Origin of the sequence: Pyrobaculum islandicum DSM 4184, assembly GCF_000015205.1 — an archaeon.
Lineage (GTDB): Archaea > Thermoproteota > Thermoprotei > Thermoproteales > Thermoproteaceae > Pyrobaculum > Pyrobaculum islandicum.
In genome coordinates this window covers 1,086,749-1,102,311 of the sequence record NC_008701.1, presented here as the reverse complement: position 1 = coordinate 1,102,311, position 15,563 = coordinate 1,086,749, and the positions used below count along the sequence as shown (strand labels likewise).

General features: G+C 48.6%; 20 protein-coding genes. 11 read left to right on the top strand and 9 right to left on the bottom strand.

Going from position 1 to position 15,563, the window contains the following annotated elements; genetic code table 11:
- Positions 1–23 precede the first annotated feature (23 nt).
- The 3 genes from hisF to hisE are packed head-to-tail and all read left to right on the top strand — an operon-like array spanning position 24 to position 2,169.
- Positions 24–782: an imidazole glycerol phosphate synthase subunit HisF gene (gene hisF, locus PISL_RS06245; protein WP_209319990.1), complete on the top strand. Its 759-nt coding sequence runs from the start codon at positions 24–26 to the stop codon at positions 780–782.
- Positions 779–1,888: a histidinol dehydrogenase gene (hisD, locus tag PISL_RS06240; protein ID WP_011762957.1), complete on the top strand. Its 1,110-nt coding sequence runs from the start codon at positions 779–781 to the stop codon at positions 1,886–1,888. The genes hisF and hisD overlap by 4 nt, the downstream gene beginning before the upstream one ends.
- Positions 1,885–2,169: a phosphoribosyl-ATP diphosphatase gene (gene hisE, locus PISL_RS06235; RefSeq protein ID WP_011762956.1), complete on the top strand. Its 285-nt coding sequence runs from the start codon at positions 1,885–1,887 to the stop codon at positions 2,167–2,169. The genes hisD and hisE overlap by 4 nt, the downstream gene beginning before the upstream one ends.
- Positions 2,170–2,172: 3 nt before the next feature.
- Here hisE and hisG read toward each other — a convergent pair whose 3' ends face one another.
- Together hisG and PISL_RS06225 are read right to left on the bottom strand one after the other, a co-directional pair.
- Entirely contained in the window at positions 2,173–3,021 is an 849-nt protein-coding gene (gene hisG / locus PISL_RS06230; protein WP_011762955.1) for an ATP phosphoribosyltransferase, read from the bottom strand.
- A 38-nt stretch (positions 3,022–3,059) separates the two neighbouring features.
- Positions 3,060–4,067, bottom strand: coding sequence for a pyridoxal phosphate-dependent aminotransferase (locus PISL_RS06225; RefSeq protein ID WP_011762954.1), 1,008 nt, complete (start codon positions 4,065–4,067; stop codon positions 3,060–3,062).
- 54 nt (positions 4,068–4,121) lie between these two features.
- Between PISL_RS06225 and hisI the strand changes: the two genes are divergently transcribed.
- Positions 4,122–4,514 carry a phosphoribosyl-AMP cyclohydrolase gene (hisI, locus tag PISL_RS06220; RefSeq protein ID WP_053240379.1) on the top strand — a complete coding sequence of 131 codons (393 nt, stop codon included), beginning with the start codon at positions 4,122–4,124 and terminating at the stop codon, positions 4,512–4,514.
- 106 nt (positions 4,515–4,620) lie between these two features.
- Here hisI and PISL_RS06215 read toward each other — a convergent pair whose 3' ends face one another.
- Positions 4,621–5,148: a ZPR1 zinc finger domain-containing protein gene (locus PISL_RS06215; protein WP_011762952.1), complete on the bottom strand. Its 528-nt coding sequence runs from the start codon at positions 5,146–5,148 to the stop codon at positions 4,621–4,623.
- Positions 5,149–5,194: 46 nt separating this feature from the next.
- Between PISL_RS06215 and PISL_RS06210 the strand changes: the two genes are divergently transcribed.
- Complete coding sequence (locus PISL_RS06210; RefSeq protein WP_053240378.1) at positions 5,195–5,461, top strand: hypothetical protein; 267 nt, start codon at positions 5,195–5,197, stop codon at positions 5,459–5,461.
- A gap of 29 nt (positions 5,462–5,490) precedes the next feature.
- A complete protein-coding gene (locus tag PISL_RS06205; RefSeq protein WP_011762950.1) occupies positions 5,491–6,057 on the top strand; it encodes a hypothetical protein in 567 nt (188 codons plus the stop codon).
- On the opposite strand, the gene PISL_RS06200 is transcribed toward PISL_RS06205, so the two are convergent.
- Entirely contained in the window at positions 6,054–6,770 is a 717-nt protein-coding gene (locus PISL_RS06200) for an isopentenyl phosphate kinase (RefSeq protein ID WP_011762949.1), read from the bottom strand. The two genes, PISL_RS06205 and PISL_RS06200, sit on opposite strands and share 4 nt — an antisense overlap.
- The gene (locus tag PISL_RS06195) at positions 6,770–7,774 is read right to left on the bottom strand and encodes a polyprenyl synthetase family protein (protein WP_011762948.1); all 1,005 of its coding nucleotides are present in this window, start codon (positions 7,772–7,774) and stop codon (positions 6,770–6,772) included. The genes PISL_RS06200 and PISL_RS06195 overlap by 1 nt, the downstream gene beginning before the upstream one ends.
- A 41-nt stretch (positions 7,775–7,815) precedes the next feature.
- Between PISL_RS06195 and PISL_RS06190 the strand changes: the two genes are divergently transcribed.
- From PISL_RS06190 to PISL_RS06165, 5 genes are all read left to right on the top strand, one after another.
- Entirely contained in the window at positions 7,816–8,553 is a 738-nt protein-coding gene (locus PISL_RS06190) for a DUF92 domain-containing protein (protein WP_011762947.1), read from the top strand.
- A 23-nt stretch (positions 8,554–8,576) separates the two neighbouring features.
- Positions 8,577–8,987, top strand: a complete 411-nt coding sequence (locus PISL_RS06185) for a secondary thiamine-phosphate synthase enzyme YjbQ (RefSeq protein WP_011762946.1) — start codon at positions 8,577–8,579, stop codon at positions 8,985–8,987.
- A 321-nt stretch (positions 8,988–9,308) separates the two neighbouring features.
- Positions 9,309–9,641, top strand: a complete 333-nt coding sequence (locus PISL_RS06175) for a hypothetical protein (protein ID WP_011762945.1) — start codon at positions 9,309–9,311, stop codon at positions 9,639–9,641.
- The gene (locus PISL_RS06170) at positions 9,641–10,495 is read left to right on the top strand and encodes an AIR synthase related protein (protein ID WP_011762944.1); all 855 of its coding nucleotides are present in this window, start codon (positions 9,641–9,643) and stop codon (positions 10,493–10,495) included. The genes PISL_RS06175 and PISL_RS06170 overlap by 1 nt, the downstream gene beginning before the upstream one ends.
- Positions 10,496–10,530: 35 nt before the next feature.
- Positions 10,531–11,235, top strand: coding sequence for a hypothetical protein (locus tag PISL_RS06165; RefSeq protein ID WP_011762943.1), 705 nt, complete (start codon positions 10,531–10,533; stop codon positions 11,233–11,235).
- Here PISL_RS06165 and rpiA read toward each other — a convergent pair.
- The 4 genes from rpiA to PISL_RS06140 all read right to left on the bottom strand — a co-directional run bounded on the left by rpiA (position 11,232) and on the right by PISL_RS06140 (position 15,469).
- On the bottom strand, positions 11,232–11,903 hold the full coding sequence (rpiA, locus tag PISL_RS06160; protein ID WP_011762942.1) for a ribose 5-phosphate isomerase A: 672 nt from the start codon (positions 11,901–11,903) through the stop codon (positions 11,232–11,234). The two genes, PISL_RS06165 and rpiA, sit on opposite strands and share 4 nt — an antisense overlap.
- Positions 11,904–12,687: 784 nt before the next feature.
- Positions 12,688–13,266, bottom strand: coding sequence for an imidazole glycerol phosphate synthase subunit HisH (gene hisH / locus PISL_RS06150; protein ID WP_011762940.1), 579 nt, complete (start codon positions 13,264–13,266; stop codon positions 12,688–12,690).
- Complete coding sequence (gene purB / locus PISL_RS06145; protein ID WP_011762939.1) at positions 13,257–14,468, bottom strand: adenylosuccinate lyase; 1,212 nt, start codon at positions 14,466–14,468, stop codon at positions 13,257–13,259. Before purB ends, hisH begins: the two co-directional genes overlap by 10 nt.
- Positions 14,465–15,469: an adenylosuccinate synthetase gene (locus PISL_RS06140; RefSeq protein WP_011762938.1), complete on the bottom strand. Its 1,005-nt coding sequence runs from the start codon at positions 15,467–15,469 to the stop codon at positions 14,465–14,467. Before PISL_RS06140 ends, purB begins: the two co-directional genes overlap by 4 nt.
- Positions 15,470–15,563: the final 94 nt, after the last annotated feature.

The window sequence follows — 15,563 nt, the reverse complement described above, 5'->3', positions numbered from 1 at the left end:
TAAAAATGTATTATGTGTGGCCGATGCCGGCCGTCAGAGTGATACCTTGCTTAGACATGGACGGAAAGGCGGGGGTGGTGGTAAAGGGCGTCAACTTCATGGGCATTAAGGAGGTGGGAGATCCCGTGGAGATGGCCGTTAGATATGAGGAGGAGGGCGCCGACGAAATCGCCGTGTTAGATATAACAGCTACGCCGGAGGGCAGAGGCACGTTTATAGATTCTGTGAGGAGGGTCGCCTCCGCCGTGACGATACCCGTCCTCGTCGGCGGCGGCGTGAGGAGTCTGTCAGACGCAGAGGCGTTGTTTAAAGCCGGCGCCGACAAGGTCTCGGTGAACACAGCCGCCGTCAAAAACCCGCAGCTGGTGGCGGAGATGGCTAGGGAGTTCGGCTCCCAGTCCACGGTGGTGGCGATAGACGCTAAGCTCGTGGGCGATAGATATGAGGTCTATGTCCGAGGGGGCCGCGACCCCACGGGCCTAGACGCCGTGGAGTGGGCGAAAAAGGTAGAGGAGTTGGGGGCTGGGGAGATACTGCTGACTTCTATAGATAGAGATGGGACAAAGCTGGGCTACGACGTCGAGCTCCTCAGGAGGGTCGCTCACTCCGTCAAAATCCCGGTGATCGCCTCCGGGGGGGCCGGCGAGCTTAAACACTTCTACGAGGCCGTCGCCGCGGGGGCCGACGCGGTCTTGGCAGCAAGTCTCTTCCACTTTAAGATTATAGATGTGGCGGAGGTCAAGCGTTACCTCAACAGGCTTGGGGTGGAGGTTAGGCTATGAGGCGCATTCTCCCTCGCGACGTGGTAAAGTCTGTGGAGGAGATAGTAGACGACGTAACGGAGAGGGGGCTACAGGCGGCCCTGGAGTACTCAAGGCGTTTTGACGGCGTTGTGCCAGAGAGAGCCCTCCTAGAACCCAGGCCCGGCGGAGATCCAGACGTGGTGGCTGCAGCGCTGGAGGTGGCCAAATCCCTAGAGATGCTCTACAGTAAGCTCAAGCCGCCCGAGGCTGTAGATTTCTACGGCGGCGTTCTCAGGTCGGTCTTCTGGAGACCGGTGAGGTCGGTGGCTCTCTACGTCCCGGCTAGATATGTGTCGACTCTCGTGATGCTTGCAGTCCCTGCAAGGGCAGCCGGCGTTGAGAAGATATACGTCGTCACCCCGCCCAAGGGCGCCACCGGCGAGCTCCTTGCCGTGGCGAAGGAGCTTGACGTTGCCGGCGTGATCCCCATCGGAGGCCCACACGGTCTCGCCTACGCCGTATTTCACATGGGCGTAGACATGGTGGCGGGGCCCGGGGGGCTCTATGTCCAAGCGGCTAAGTACGTATTGTCTCTACACGTGGGTATCGACGGCATAGAGGGGCCGACAGAGCTTGTGGTATATGCAGAGGGGGTTCCGCCGGAGAAGGCGGTGGCCGGGGCGTTGGCGCAACTAGAGCACGGCCCCACCTCCTTCGCCTACCTAGTCTCAACAGACAGCGGACTGCTGGAGGCCGCCGCCGAGATATACAGACGCGAGAGAACCTCCTCCATGGGACCTCTCGAGGTTAGAAAGGTCCACGATGTAGAAGAGGCGGTGAGGCTCATAGACTCGATAGCCCCTGAGCATCTCGAGGTGTGGGGCGCCAGGGAGGTGGCGTACCGCGTGAGAAACGTGGGAGCTGTCTCAGTAAATATGCCGAGCCCCTACCTTGACTACGCCGCCGGCATAAGCCACGTGTTGCCCACCGGGGGTTCGGCCAGGTGGCGTGGGATAATTACGCCCGCCACTTTCATGAAGCCAATCGGCGTGGCGGAGGCTGTGGGACGTTTAGAGCTTCTAGAGGCCGCCAGAAGGTTGGCGGAGTATGAAGGCTTCAGATACCACAGACAAGCGTTAGCATGAGCTGCGAAATTCTTAGGAAGCTGGAGGAAGTCATAAGGAGGAGGATCGAGGAGAAGAACCCGGAGAGTTACACCTACCGCCTGTACTCCTCGGGGATCCACAACGTGGCGAGGAAAGTCGGCGAGGAGGCGGTGGAGGTGGCCGTGGCGGCATTGGCAGAGGGCAAAAGCCGTATTGTTGAAGAGGCGGCAGACCTGTTATACCACCTCCTCGTCCTCCTCAATTCCACAGGCCTATCCCTTGGCGATGTGTGTGCCGAGTTAGAGAGACGGATGCGCTGAGACTCAACTAATCAATTTCTCTATAGATGTAACTACAATGTCTTTTGCCCCTGCGTTTTTCAACTTCATAACTAGGTCAGGTAGAATATCCTCTGGAACTACGCTGAAAACCTCGTAGACGTCTCCCTTCGCTAATTTTGTAACGCTGGGGGCCTCCATAGCTGGGAGAATAGATAACACATCCTCCAGCTTTGTAGCTGGCACATTTAGAAAAATCATTTTTCTCCCCTGGGCGGCATAATAGCCTTTTATAAAAGTCACGAGTTTTTTCGTCAGCTCATGGTTGACGTAGTTCGGGTGGACTATTAATCTGGCAGATGTCTCTAACACTGTGGCTATGGGCGTTAGCCCATGTATTTCAAGTGTTGTACCTGTAGCCATAACGTCTAAAATTGCATCTGCAATACCTAGCTGAGGTAGGATCTCGACAGAACCTGCAACTCTGACTATCCTCACCCGTTTACCCAACTCTGCGAAGTAGTTGTAGGCGATGTTTACAAACTTTGTCGCAACTCTTGCCCCTGGCGGCAGTTCGTCTATAGACTTTATACCGCTGGTCTTTGGCACAGCCACCACGAGCTTACCCTTGCCGAATTCTAAGTCAAGTACTTCAACCACATTTGACCCAGACTCAATTATGTAATCATGGCCTGTAATTCCAGCCCATATTCTACCAGAATCTACTAGATATGGAATATCCTCAGGTCTCGCCTTGATTATATTTACGTCATTCCATGAGGTTGGTAGTACAAGCGCTCTTTCATCTGAGGCAAGAGGCTTTATCCCCACAGCCTCTAACAACCTCAGAGTAGGCTCTTGTAGTCTCCCTTTAGAGGGTATTGCAAGAAGCATGGGGATGGGGGGTCATATCAGTGCAATAGCTCTACCTTTTAACTTTTCAATGCTTTGTCAAACGCCAATATGAATTTCTCCATTATTGCCATAGGCGCTAGTGTAAAACGTATACACGAAGAACAAAGCGGCTTACCCCCCAATACTCTTACCACAAATCCCTCACTCTCTAGCCTAGACGCTATAGACTCTGCTTTTGTGACTCTTACAGTAACGAAGTTGACAGGGCCGTAATACTTTTCTAGTTTAATCTTAGACAAAACCCACTCACGTACCACACTGAGGGCTTGTATAGACCGTTCCACATAGGGTCTTCCCTTCTCTAGCGCATTTTCAATCACCTTGGCAGAGAAAGAAGATATGGGATGCGGCGGCGACAAAACTCTAAGAGACTGAGCTAACTTTCTCTCAGCTACTATATAGCCAACTCTAGCGCCGGCAAGTCCCCAGGCTTTAGAAAACGTCCTAATTTCGATCACGTTGCCATACTCGTATAACTTAGGCGTCCATAGACCAGCAAACTCAGCATATGCGCTGTCAAGAATAACCAGCCCACTAAATCTTGCAACGAGTTCTTCAACCTCTTTCACTAAATGTGCTGTTGGATTGTTTGGCGAACATATATACACAGAAGAGACCCCCGATTTAATTACTCTATCTATATCTAGCGATAGGTCGCTATTATATGTAATCACCGTCGGCTTGAGTCCAACTTGTCGAGCTATTACATGCGCCATGCCATATGTAGGTTCTACAATAGCCAAGCCGCCGTCTATATGTACACTTAGCTGCATCGCAAGCCTTAGCCCCTCATCGGCGCCGGCCGTCACGACAACAGATCCTTGGGGTAAGCCGTGGAAAATTTCGATTTTTTCAGCCAACCTCTTGTTATTGGGATCTGTGTAGTATCTCAGCTCTTGGGGCTCTACAGACGGCATGATCTCTCTATAATACTCCTCTGGGAGAAAGAGATTTTCGTTAAAATGAAGCCTAATCTTACTATAGCCAACGTCTGGTTCTTCGTATGCGAAGTCGAATATAGGCATATGCACAGCCCTCGGGAGTGTCAAGCTAATAAATCTTCAACTGTGAGACAACTGATGCGCGTATTCGACGATCTAGAGACAAAGCCGTTAGCAACGCCAGAAGAGGCGTGGAAAATAGCCAGATTGCTAAACTATCGCCACATAGGAGGTACAGTAGTCGCCGTGGCACAAGATATTGAAACCAGAGACATCTTAATGGTCGGCTATATGGACCCGGTGGCTGTCGTTTTAACGTTGACGACAGGCTTGGCCCACTACTACTCTACTTCACGTAATAGAATATGGCTAAAGGGAGAGACCAGCGGACACTTCCAGATAGTAAAGGAGTTTAGAACTGATTGCGATAGAGATGCTGTCTTATTAAAAGTAGTACAGATAGGAGTCGCGTGTCACCTAGGGACACGCAGTTGTTTTGAGTCGCCCAACTCCTTTAGGATAAGACTATAGTCTCGCCCCCTCTGCATCTCCCGGCCCTCTCTGGGGGGCTCCGAGCCCGCCCCGGAGCCGCCTTTTCGGCAACCCCAGGACGGGGGGCCGGTTGTGCAAAGGGGGCCTACTCTAGGTATTCTACTGTTACTGTTTCTGGCCTATACGGCTGTATAAACGACTTCCCTAGCGAGTCCTCAACTATTAGGGTAAAACCGCCTTTCTCTATCTTCTCATATACGGTATTTATAAATCCGTCTATTTTAGCGGCATTTTCAGGCTCTAGGGCTTTTAGTCTTTCCGCATAGTCAATTATCTTATACATAAAGCCCTCTACTGTAGTTATCATAGGCTCTCCGTGGCTCCCCGGCTCTAGTGAAAAGCCTAAATCTGGCGAATATATGACTCCAGTCTTGCTACGGATGAGAAGAGATTTTGCAACATCTATGCCGTCTTTGGCTTTAAAAATTACGCGAATTGGCCGTCCAACTTCTGCATATTCGACGTCAAAAAGGCGGTAGCCGCAATTGCTACAGTAGCCGCTTTGAAGTAACACGTTGCCGAAAAAGGGAGTCTCATATAGTATCTCCACATATCTAAATGTCTTTGTTCCACAGACTGGACAAGTTATTTCGCCGCTATATATTATCGACATAATCTTCACTTGTTGACAACTTAAAAAGGTGTTTCTACTGCTACATATGGAAAAGTTCGACGTCGTAGTTGGACTGGCTGTCGTAGCGTTTGTCTCTCTTGTCTTAAGCGGATTTTGGAGTATTTTTGGGCCAAATACGCAGTTATGTACAACGCTAGTGGGCTACGTTCTTCTCGGCTCTCTCGCAGGCACACTCTTACTCCTCAGCCGGTGGTATAAACAACTTGAGACTATAGGTATTATATTTACACTGCTCTATCTCTTAACAATGTGGATAACTTATGTAAGCCCTGGCTATCTTGCCAACTGTTAAAACTTATATAATTAGACAACAGCGAGGGCATGGTTACTAAAAGCGAAAAGAGAAGAAGGCGCGGGAAGATATTTATCATAGCCCTCATCGCCCTTATATTTGCCGAAACTGGATATATCTTAGGTACCACAGGCTTGGGCTGGATGATCATCGGCCATAGAGGCGCTTCTCCAACCACAGACTTTACTACTGTGCTCTCAGTCAGCCAGGCCTATGTCTTTTTCAACGGCACAGTCTCAGCTGTTACAACACCTCCGCGATACGATAACGCCTATGTCTACCTAGTTTTATACAGGCCTGGTATACAGCTCCCCCAGGCGTTGACTCAACAAATATCTCTAGACGCCGCAGAGAGACCTGTATATGTCTTGCCGGTGTTGGAGTACAATACGCCGATAAACCCCGCCGATTTTGCCGAAGCGCTGCCAACCAATGCAAAAAAACCCGTGATTCTTCTCACATATACTATGGACAAATTTGAAAAAATACAGTCGTGGATTATTGGCGTGGAAAATACATTACATGCCACGTTAAGCGGTAGTTATATAAGAGTGGAGCTGGCAGATGGGCTTCCAAAAAGCGTAAAATTTTTCTAAGGCTCAGCCATGGTGCAACTCTCCGGGGTCTTGCCTTCTAATATCTTCTCTACTGCCTCTCTATCCATAATTGAACAATAGAAGACTGGAATTCCCAAAGCCGCTATCGCAAGACCCACCGCGATCTTCTTTCTAACACCCCCCGTTACATCTATGCCTGCGGTGCCCTCTATATCTATGTCGCTTTCTATCCTCTGAATTTTAGAAGCCCCAGGCGTGCCCGGCGGCGCTGTATATATGCCGTCTACATCCATTAGGAAAACCACGGCGTTTGGCTTAAGAGCTTTTGTAAGTTGGAGAGCTATGTCGTCGCCACTTATGACAACATACCCCACATCTGCGGGAACTATATCGCCGTGGAGAAGCGGATATAGACCATTTTCGAGGGCGTGTTTAATAGGCTCAAGTCTAGTTGGGGTGTCTCTCCAGAAGATATCGCTAGGCTCTATCGGCATGGCGTATACCCCAGCCTCTGCCAGCTCTTCTATTACATATGAAGTAAGACGTTTGAGAGCTGCCTTTGTATACGCTATCCCTAGGGGAGTTAGGCCATATGTCTTAACGTGAGGATGTGCAAAAGAGCCAGCGCCATGTATAAGCACAGCTGGTCTACCGCGAAGTGTAGACGCTATATATGAAATACGCCCCTTGACGTAGGTATATGGCTTTGTTTTATCTGTTATTGCAGAACCGCCAAATTTGACTATATACATCAGTATTGTCTTTCTAGTATAAAATCTAACAATTCTTTCAACGTACCATTGTTTGGGATATTCTCCAGATAGCGTTCTGCCTCTCTTCTATACTTTTCAGCAAGTGAAAGAGCCTCTTCTCTAGCTTTCACAGAGTCTAGTAAAGCGACAGCGTTTTTTATATCGGCCTCGCCTACTTCTGCTTTTGATAATATTGAAAGTAGACGCTCTCTATCGGAGTGCGGGAGTTTTGAAAGCGCTATGGCCACAACCGCATTTCCCCTTTTGTGTTCCTTAATATCTTTGCCAATCTCTTTGCCGAATTTTTTCGGATCGCCGTATATATCAAGTACGTCATCGATAATTTGAAAGGCTATGCCAGCATTTAAGCCGAAGTTCCAAGCTGTCTCGGCGAGCTCCTTACTGTCGCTGACTGATAAAACTCCCCATTTTGCAGCAGCTGCAATTAATACGCCTGTCTTAAGCGACACCATGTGTATATAGTCTTCTACCGTCACGTCTCTCTTTCTAGCTTTTATAAAATACGGGTCGTCTCGCCCGGCGTATTCAAAAAGGATGTCTAGTCTCTCTCCCTCGTCTATTGCCTTAATTACCTTGGCCACCTCTTTTGCAAAAACAAGAGGCTTCGGCGTATCTAATACAGCCTCTTCAATAGCCTCTCTATACCATATGCCAATTAAAATAGCGGCGTTGTCTCCAAAGGCTTTTCTAACTGTCGGCATGCCTCTTCTCACATCTCCTCTGTCTATAATATCGTCATATATAAGAGAGTAGTTATGAATTAACTCCACTATAGTTGCAGCAGGCAGAGCCGGCTCCCACTGCCCTGAGACTGCCTCAGCTATTGCCAATGTTAACAAAGGCCTTAGTCTCTTCCCGCCGGTTTTTATCTGATACAGCACTTCTTCTCTAAAATCTGGCGCTACATCTATTGAGAGATAGTGTTCTAAAGCTCTTTCTATCGCCCCCCCGTATTTCTGATGTAACTTAGTTACTATGTCCATAGTGTAGAAAACCAATAAATATATATGTAATAGCGGTGGCGATGGATCTCTACATTATTACAGTGCCCTCTGTTGTAATTTTGGCTATTCTGGCATTAAAGAAAGGCTTTCTCACTACAAGAGGCACGCTCTCTGCAATAGCCGTGGGAGTAGCCGTCGCAATAGCTCATATGGGCCTCTTTCTACTGATGGCGGTATTCTTTGTTACATCTTCGCTCCTTACAAAACTCAGGGCCCAGTGGAAGTTGGAAAGGGGTCTCAAAGACGTCTCTGGCCGCTCGCTGAGACAGGTAGTGGGCGTCGGCACGCCAATTGCTATGTTTGCATCTATCTATCTTTTGACAGGCGACGCTAAGTTTTTGGGCGCGGCGGCTGTGGCAGTGGCCATTGCTACTGCAGATACATGGGCAAGCGAGGTCGGCGTGGCATATGGCGGAACGCCGAGGTATATTCTTGCACCGTGGAGACGGGTAGAACCTGGGACTTCTGGCGGCATAACGCTTATAGGCACTATGGCGTCTGTGGCAGGAGCTTTTACTATAGCGGCTCTATCACCCCTCCTTTGGATACCACAGCCGTTTTGGAAAATCGCTCTTTTTGGATATTTAGGCGAGCTCTTAGACAGTATATTAGGCGCAGCTCTCCAGATAAAGTATGTTTGTAATGGCAAAATATTGGAAACTTATGTAACTGGCTGTCGTAAGAAAGGCTTTTTAACAAATGAGAGCGTCAATTTAGTGAGCGGCGTGATGGTTGGCTTTCTCTACGTCATAACTTAAAAAACGTAGAGACTCAGAAAGTCGTGAAAGTATATGTAGAGGAGTTTCAAATATCTACTCGGTCAAGAGAGGAGATCGTTGTCATAAGCGAGCAGGTTGAAAAAGCTGTAGAAAAAAGCGGTGTGAAAAACGGCATAGCGTTAATTTACGTGCCTCACGCCACGGCGATTATAACCGCTAATGAAAACGAGCCCAGGCTTAAAGAAGATATTCTTAACAAAGTGAGAGCTTTGTTTCCCCGCGGCGCCGGCTATCGCCACGACGAAATTGACGACAATGCCAACGCCCACTTAGCTAACATTTTCTTGGGATTCCACTTGGTAATGCCCGTGGTAAACGGCGAACTTAGACGTGGGACTTGGCAAGAAATTATGCTTATCGAAATGGATGGGCCCCGTAGACGTAATGTCGTTGTAATAGTCGTAGGCGAGTGAGAAATTTAGAATCTAGTTTTTCTTCTCTATGTCATGCACACTTGTGTAGAGAGCCCCCTTTTTTGCGGCTCCCGGCCTCCCCGGGGGCTCGGGGCCCGCCTGCGGAGACGCCTTTCGGCGGCCGCTGGCGAGGGGCTTGGGTCATTGGGGGCTGGCTTTGCCCCCTGGTCGCCGGGCCCCAGGGCCGGGGATGTGGCTCATGAGTACGAAATAGTTACAAAAAGTGTGATGGCCATAGATACAGGTGTTATACAGGATAGAATGTAATACCTGGGGGCAAAGATATTTGGTGGAGTTAAATTTTGGACAGAGTAAATTTCCATGAATCATCGCTTTAATCTATCAGACTTCAAAACAGTCCTTAGAACGGTCTACACAGGGATGCGGAAAATAGTAGGAGAGGCCAGGGGGTCTTGTGTCTCATTTACACCGAGGAAGGTATTAGAATTTGGCGGAATAGATACAACAGCTCCAGTGGCGCTTACCTTAGTAAAACACATACTGGAAAAACTTGTGGAGTCAGGTCTTATGCAGAGAGACGATACAAGAGCTAGAACCCGCTATGTACTGTGTAAAAACTCGCCGCTTTGGCAAAAGTTGAGAGACGAAGATGTTGATACACTGAAGTTATTAGAACAGGTTACAGCCGAATAGTGGATGAGAAGAAATTTCTAAAAGGCCTAATATCGGCTCTTGGACTTGAGGACAACGACGTAGTATACATAGACGGATGGGCGCTTAAAATCGACGGCTCTGCGGCATCTACTTCAAAACTCCCGTTCCAGACTTGGAGAGACTTCGGTTGGAGAAACGTAGCCGCGGCTTACAGCGATATAAGAGTAAAATATGTAGAGCCTCTCTATATGCTTGTCTCAGTCACAGCCCCCCGCCTTGAGGAAGCCGCGGAGATTATAGAGGGGGCGAGGGAGGCAGCGACGCGTCTCTCTCTGAGATATGTAGGAGGCGATTTAAACCAGGGCGGCGATGTGGTAGTAGACGTCGCGATTATAGGCAGAGCTACCTACAGAATAGGCCGCACGCCTAAGCCAGGCGATATTCTCGTGACAATACCTAAATTTGGCTACACATCTCTAGCCTATAGATACTGGAGGGACGATGATCCTGTTGTAGCTAAGGGTGTGGAAATGTTAAAGAGGCCAGAGCCTCTGTGGCCCCTCCCCCCGCCTGAATGTGTTACAGCTAGTATGGACTCGTCAGATGGCTTAGCCGATGTGCTTTGGACTATGGCAAATGGCGTAGACATAATAGTGGAATCTCTCCCTGTACCAGAGGAGGTGTTAAGTTTTGCAAAAGAAAGGGGCCTAGATATTGGCGAATTAGTTTTCAACGGCGGCGAGGAGTTTCTCCCAGTGTTTGCCATAAGGCGAGATTGCGATGTAAAAGAGCCCTATGTCACATTTGCTAAAGTAGCCGAGGGCCGCGGCGTTGTCTGGTGGGACGGTAGAGAGTTGAAGTGGAGAGGTTGGGCGTATTTCCGCACTAGTTAACAACGCTTTAGCGCCTTATAAAGCGCCAGGTATAAGTGTGGTGGCTGATATACTTCTCAATTGTTGTAATCGCGCTGGTGTCTACAGTCGGTGTTTTGTTGGTGTTAACTGAGGCATATTCAAACACATTAGAGGCCTATAGAATTGCAAAATTTGCCCTAGACCAATGGAGCTCTCTTACTTCACGTCTAAACTATACCATATGTCTAGCGGCTGAGTCAAGAGCTAGGGAGGCCGTTGGGACTTTAAACATAAGTAAATATCTAGAGCTTGGCGCATTGTTTGAACAAGCCATGTCTAAGGTAAGAGAGAGGAGTCTCCTCAAGAGGCTAAACTTCAGCTGGGCTTTCTGGGGAGACGTCTTTATGTGGAATGTCACATTTCGTAGATATAGAGCTGGCGGAGTTATAGACTGGTTGAGGCCCTCGGCGCTGATAAATACAGTAAATGCAATAAGGGGGACATCTTTTGACTTGACTACGTCTACGGTCTACGACGTGTTAAAACCTCTAGTGCCAAACGGTGCGACATTAGAGGGAGTTGTCTATGGCTACTTATATGGTAATGGGACATATACGGGATATCTACACGGAGACTATGTACTTATAGATAGGAGAGAGCTGAAGTGTACAGACGGACACATATCTGTGAGATTTTATGCTACGCATTATGCAACACTAACAGTAAATGAAACATCGCCCTATATCTATGTTTATTACGAGATATCCATCAATAACTAAAATGTATATACAGAGCTGTTTTCTCTAGCTACTATGACAATAGCATCACGTCTCTTTGAAAAAATTCCCGTCTCTACAACACCGGGGATTAGCTTTAGCTCGTCTTCTAACGAGGGTTGTATTGGCGCTGACGGCTCCCAATCGATAATATAATTGCCATTATCTGTTACCACAGGCCCTAGCTTTCCGCCGTCTTGTCTAAGTTTAGCTACGCCGCCATACCTATCTTTAATAGCCTTTGCCACATGTCGCCATGCCCAAGGCACCACTTCTATAGGTATGGGGTTTCTCGTGGGGATATACTGGACAACTTTATATTCCTCAACTAACACAACAAACCGCCTGGCTAAATAGTCAACTATCTTTTCTCTTAACAAAGCGCCGCCTCTGCCCTTTAGCAACACTTTATCTCGCGTCGCCTCATCTGCCCCATCTACTGCAATGTCGATAGTCTCCACAGCCCACAGAGGCCTCAGCCTATCGCCCAACCCCACCTCTATGGCTAACAACTCACTGTCAATAGACGTAGCTACAAGGACGACGTCGCGAGGGCCAAACTCCGCTAGGGCTTTAACAAACTCTCGCGCAGTTGTACCAGAGCCGAGTCCCACAGTCATACCGCTTTCTATATATTTCACAGCCTCTCTAGCAAGTATAGTTTTCAACACATTAGAGACAGATTTTTTATCTTTTAAACAAATCAAGACCGTATGGCCGCTTCCCCGCCTTAAATAGTAGAGTTTTTCCCTCGCCTGCATCCTTGCCGATAGTCTACCCATGAGCCATCGGGTACGTCCCCGTGATATGGGCAGAGAAGAGATACCGGGAGCTACTCCAGAAGACAAACAACCCGCTTTTTCTACCCTTGCGACTATCGAACTTTTAACCTCGTAACTACTTCTTACGAACGGCGTCTGGCCCCTGGGGCGGCCGACGGGGGCGCCAAGCTGTTACAATATAAACAACCGGCGGCCGGCCCCCGTATGACCCGCCCCCTCGCCCCGGTGTACCCGAGACGGGCCCCCAAGTCCCCCAGGGAGGGGCCAAGAAAAAGATATGGGGTCAAAGACCAGGCTACATTACGAGAAGTAAAAACGGGTATAACGCTCCTCAACGCACAAAATGTTTACCCCTTTTGTGACGCCGGCATTCCCCGGGGAGCTCGGGACATGTCCGGAGCCGTGGCCCCGGACATAGGGATCCGGCCGACTGCTACATTCGCCAAGCCCGTCCGCACGGGCACGGCGGGACCCCTACGCCCTGGATTGCCCAGCGCGACTCGTGCGCGTGCCCCGAGCCCTCCCGGGGAAGGCCGGTTATACAAAGGGGAGCCCGAGTATTGAAGACGTCGGTGTATTTATCCCTCGTACATATATTTCTGCCCCGTCTCCGTTAGACTCTTTGAGTCGGCGGTACGAATTGCCCTATAGAACGCGTAGAGAATGTTGAAAGTCAACGTCTTGCCATTTCCTTTAAAAACCGCCTGATTAACTCTATCCCTCCTCTTCCACTTCTCTCTGGGTGAAACTGAAGGCCGAGAATCCCCTTGTATAACACCGCCGCTACATATCTCCTCCCGAGCTCTACATATGCCACATGGCTTTCGTCGTTTTCATCCCAGAGCACTCCGTAGCTATGCATATAGTAGTAATAGCCGCTTTCCACAAACGGCTGTGGTCTCACTACTTTTGTATAACTCCACCCTATATGAGGTATTTTTCTCGCTTCAATTCTTTTTACAGACCCCCTAAATATGGCGAGGCCGCGGCCGCCGCCCTCTTCGCTAGATTCAAAGAGGAGTTGCATGCCGAGACATATTGCTAACGTTGGTTTCTGCAATATAGAATCTCTAAATGCGTGTGCCATCTTATAAGCGACTTCGTATGTACCAACTCCTGGAAGTACTAACACGTCTACAGACGATGTTTCCTCAGGGTTTTTAATTACCAACGGCTCCGCCCCCGCTCTCTTTAGCGCATTTATAACACTACCAATATTTCCAACAGTATAATCAACAACGCCTACCCGCATAACTTCAATGAAAGGGCGTCCTCGATAAGTTTTTCAATCGGCCACCTCTCGTATTCGAAAGTTACTTCTTTTATTTCTCTAGCCCTACGATAGGCCTCGGCTCTAGAAAAACCTTCTCTAACCAGTCTATTCATATGAAACTCTGTGAGTATATACGGCAAGGCCTTCTGTAAGTTCTCCTCGATTCTAGCCTCGTTTATCTCTATATTACGCAGAACCTTGGCTACGCTGTTTAAAATTTCGTCAATAGCTAGAAAAACCTCTGGTATCCACACTCTCTCATTTGCCGAATTGGTAAGATCGCGTTCATGCCACAGAGCTACGTTTTCTAACGCAACGTCTATAAGCGATCTAACATATCTAGCAAGACTCACTACTCTCTCTGAGACTGTAGGATTTGTCTTATGTGGCATTGCCGACGAGCCTCCGCCTCTCTCTATTACTTCGCCTATCTCAGGTCTAGATAATTCACGTATTTCAGTAGCTAGACGCTCAAAAACAGTAGCTAACACCGCTAGCGCAGAAGCCAAAGCCGCAAAGCTCTCCCTCGGCGCTACTTGAGTCGTAATTATGTGGTAGGGCAAGCCTAACCTCTCTGCAACCCGGCGCCTTATCTCAAGCCCCAGCTCTCCCCAAGCGGCCATAGTTCCCACAGCGCCCCCAATCTTAGCCCTTATGAAATCCTCAGCTTGTGTTAAAAATCTACAGGCCATATACAGCTCATAATAGTAATTAGCGAATTTAAAACCTAGAGTTATTGGCTCTGCCCACTGGCCATGAGTCCGCCCCACCATCACAAGTTTTTTATACCTCCTAGCAAGGCGTTTCAACTCTTCACCTGCTATATCTAGCTTCCTTTTTACTATAGAAAGAGCGCGACGTATTAACAACGCCCATGCCGTGTCTATTATATCATTTGATGTAGCACCGTAGTGCACAAACCGGCAACCACTCTTCTGCTCCAAGAGAAAGACAAGGCTTAAAATATCGTGTCCCGTCTCTCTCTCTAGTTTATAGACCTCCTCAGCGCTTATTTTTACGCCGTCTAGCGATTTACAACAGCCTCTCTCAGCGACGCCTAACTCTTCCAAAACGCAGACAAGGGCCCTCTCCACTTCTATGTATGTATCGATAAAAGATTGTGGCGTAAATAAAGCCCTGATTTCTTCACTACCGTAGCGCCAGTCAAAAGGCGAAATCACAACCTCCCCTTCTCTCTCCTTAAATCAACCATGTGACGCGGCTCGGGTCCCGTCCCTATAAGCGTCACTGGCACTTTCAGCGTCTCTTCTAGCTCATCAACCCACTTACGCGCCTCCGGCGGCAAGTCACTCCAACGTGTCTTGCTTGTCGCATCTTTAAATAACACATCTACCTTCGTAATGGCTATTTGCGTTGGCGTATTGAGAAGCACAGCTCTCTTTGCCAATTCTATATTAAACGGAGCTGCTCTCCTCGGCCTACCTGTCACAGCCCCCCTCTCTGCCCAGCCCCTCCTCTCTATTTCATCCGGCGGCAACTCGCCTGGCAAAGGCCCTGCGCCTACTCTAGTGACATATGCCTTAAAGACCAATATGACCTCGTCTACAGCCTTCGGCCCAACGCCCGCCTCACTTAAAACTCCGCTTGCCGTAACATCTCTACTTGTGACATACGGATATGTGCCGTGATATAGAGATAGAAAAGTTCCCTGAGTACCCTCAATAATCACACCATTACCTCTGTTTTCATATATCATAGTTGGTACGTCTGCCAAAAAGGGCTTAAGAATTTCGAAGTCTCTCGCAAGTTTCAGCCTTCTCAATACTCTATCAACCATCGCCGCGCCCACGCCTTGCCCAGTAGAGCCCACAACCTTCATGAGGTACTCGTCTTGTCTCTCCATCTCGACATGTTTATCTTCTATCACCCCTGTTTGATAATCGACATATGTCCTCCCACCGCCGAATTTTTCAACCTCAAGAAGAAATACATCTAATTTTATGAGCGCGCCTGGCGCCACAGCTAACTTTGTCTGTTGGTTTACAAAACAGGTTGGAAGAGACCTCAACACGACAGTCTGACCCCCTAGAACTACAGTATGTCCAGCATTTGGCGCGCCGGTTCTTACACACAGTGCTGGGCTATCTGCTTGAGCTAAATAAGCTACTACCTTGCCCTTTCCAGTATCGCCAAAGAACCCATCTACTACTACATAAAGCACGATCTGACAAGACTTTAGATTATAAAAAGTTGCCTAGGTTTAACATATCTACCCATCGCACAATATTGAATTTTTTACTGCAAACACTTTATAT

Excerpts from the sequence above, each read along its gene's own strand:
- hisF (WP_209319990.1), top strand. The coding sequence starts at position 24 with ATGCCGGCCGTCAGAGTGATACCTTGCTTAGACATGGACGGAAAGGCG.
- hisD (WP_011762957.1), top strand. The coding sequence starts at position 779 with ATGAGGCGCATTCTCCCTCGCGACGTGGTAAAGTCTGTGGAGGAGATA.
- hisE (WP_011762956.1), top strand. The coding sequence starts at position 1,885 with ATGAGCTGCGAAATTCTTAGGAAGCTGGAGGAAGTCATAAGGAGGAGG.
- hisG (WP_011762955.1), bottom strand. The coding sequence starts at position 3,021 with ATGCTTCTTGCAATACCCTCTAAAGGGAGACTACAAGAGCCTACTCTG.
- PISL_RS06225 (WP_011762954.1), bottom strand. The coding sequence starts at position 4,067 with ATGCCTATATTCGACTTCGCATACGAAGAACCAGACGTTGGCTATAGT.
- hisI (WP_053240379.1), top strand. The coding sequence starts at position 4,122 with ATGCGCGTATTCGACGATCTAGAGACAAAGCCGTTAGCAACGCCAGAA.
- PISL_RS06215 (WP_011762952.1), bottom strand. The coding sequence starts at position 5,148 with ATGTCGATAATATATAGCGGCGAAATAACTTGTCCAGTCTGTGGAACA.
- PISL_RS06210 (WP_053240378.1), top strand. The coding sequence starts at position 5,195 with ATGGAAAAGTTCGACGTCGTAGTTGGACTGGCTGTCGTAGCGTTTGTC.
- PISL_RS06205 (WP_011762950.1), top strand. The coding sequence starts at position 5,491 with ATGGTTACTAAAAGCGAAAAGAGAAGAAGGCGCGGGAAGATATTTATC.
- PISL_RS06200 (WP_011762949.1), bottom strand. The coding sequence starts at position 6,770 with ATGTATATAGTCAAATTTGGCGGTTCTGCAATAACAGATAAAACAAAG.
- PISL_RS06195 (WP_011762948.1), bottom strand. The coding sequence starts at position 7,774 with ATGGACATAGTAACTAAGTTACATCAGAAATACGGGGGGGCGATAGAA.
- PISL_RS06190 (WP_011762947.1), top strand. The coding sequence starts at position 7,816 with ATGGATCTCTACATTATTACAGTGCCCTCTGTTGTAATTTTGGCTATT.
- PISL_RS06175 (WP_011762945.1), top strand. The coding sequence starts at position 9,309 with ATGAATCATCGCTTTAATCTATCAGACTTCAAAACAGTCCTTAGAACG.
- hisH (WP_011762940.1), bottom strand. The coding sequence starts at position 13,266 with ATGCGGGTAGGCGTTGTTGATTATACTGTTGGAAATATTGGTAGTGTT.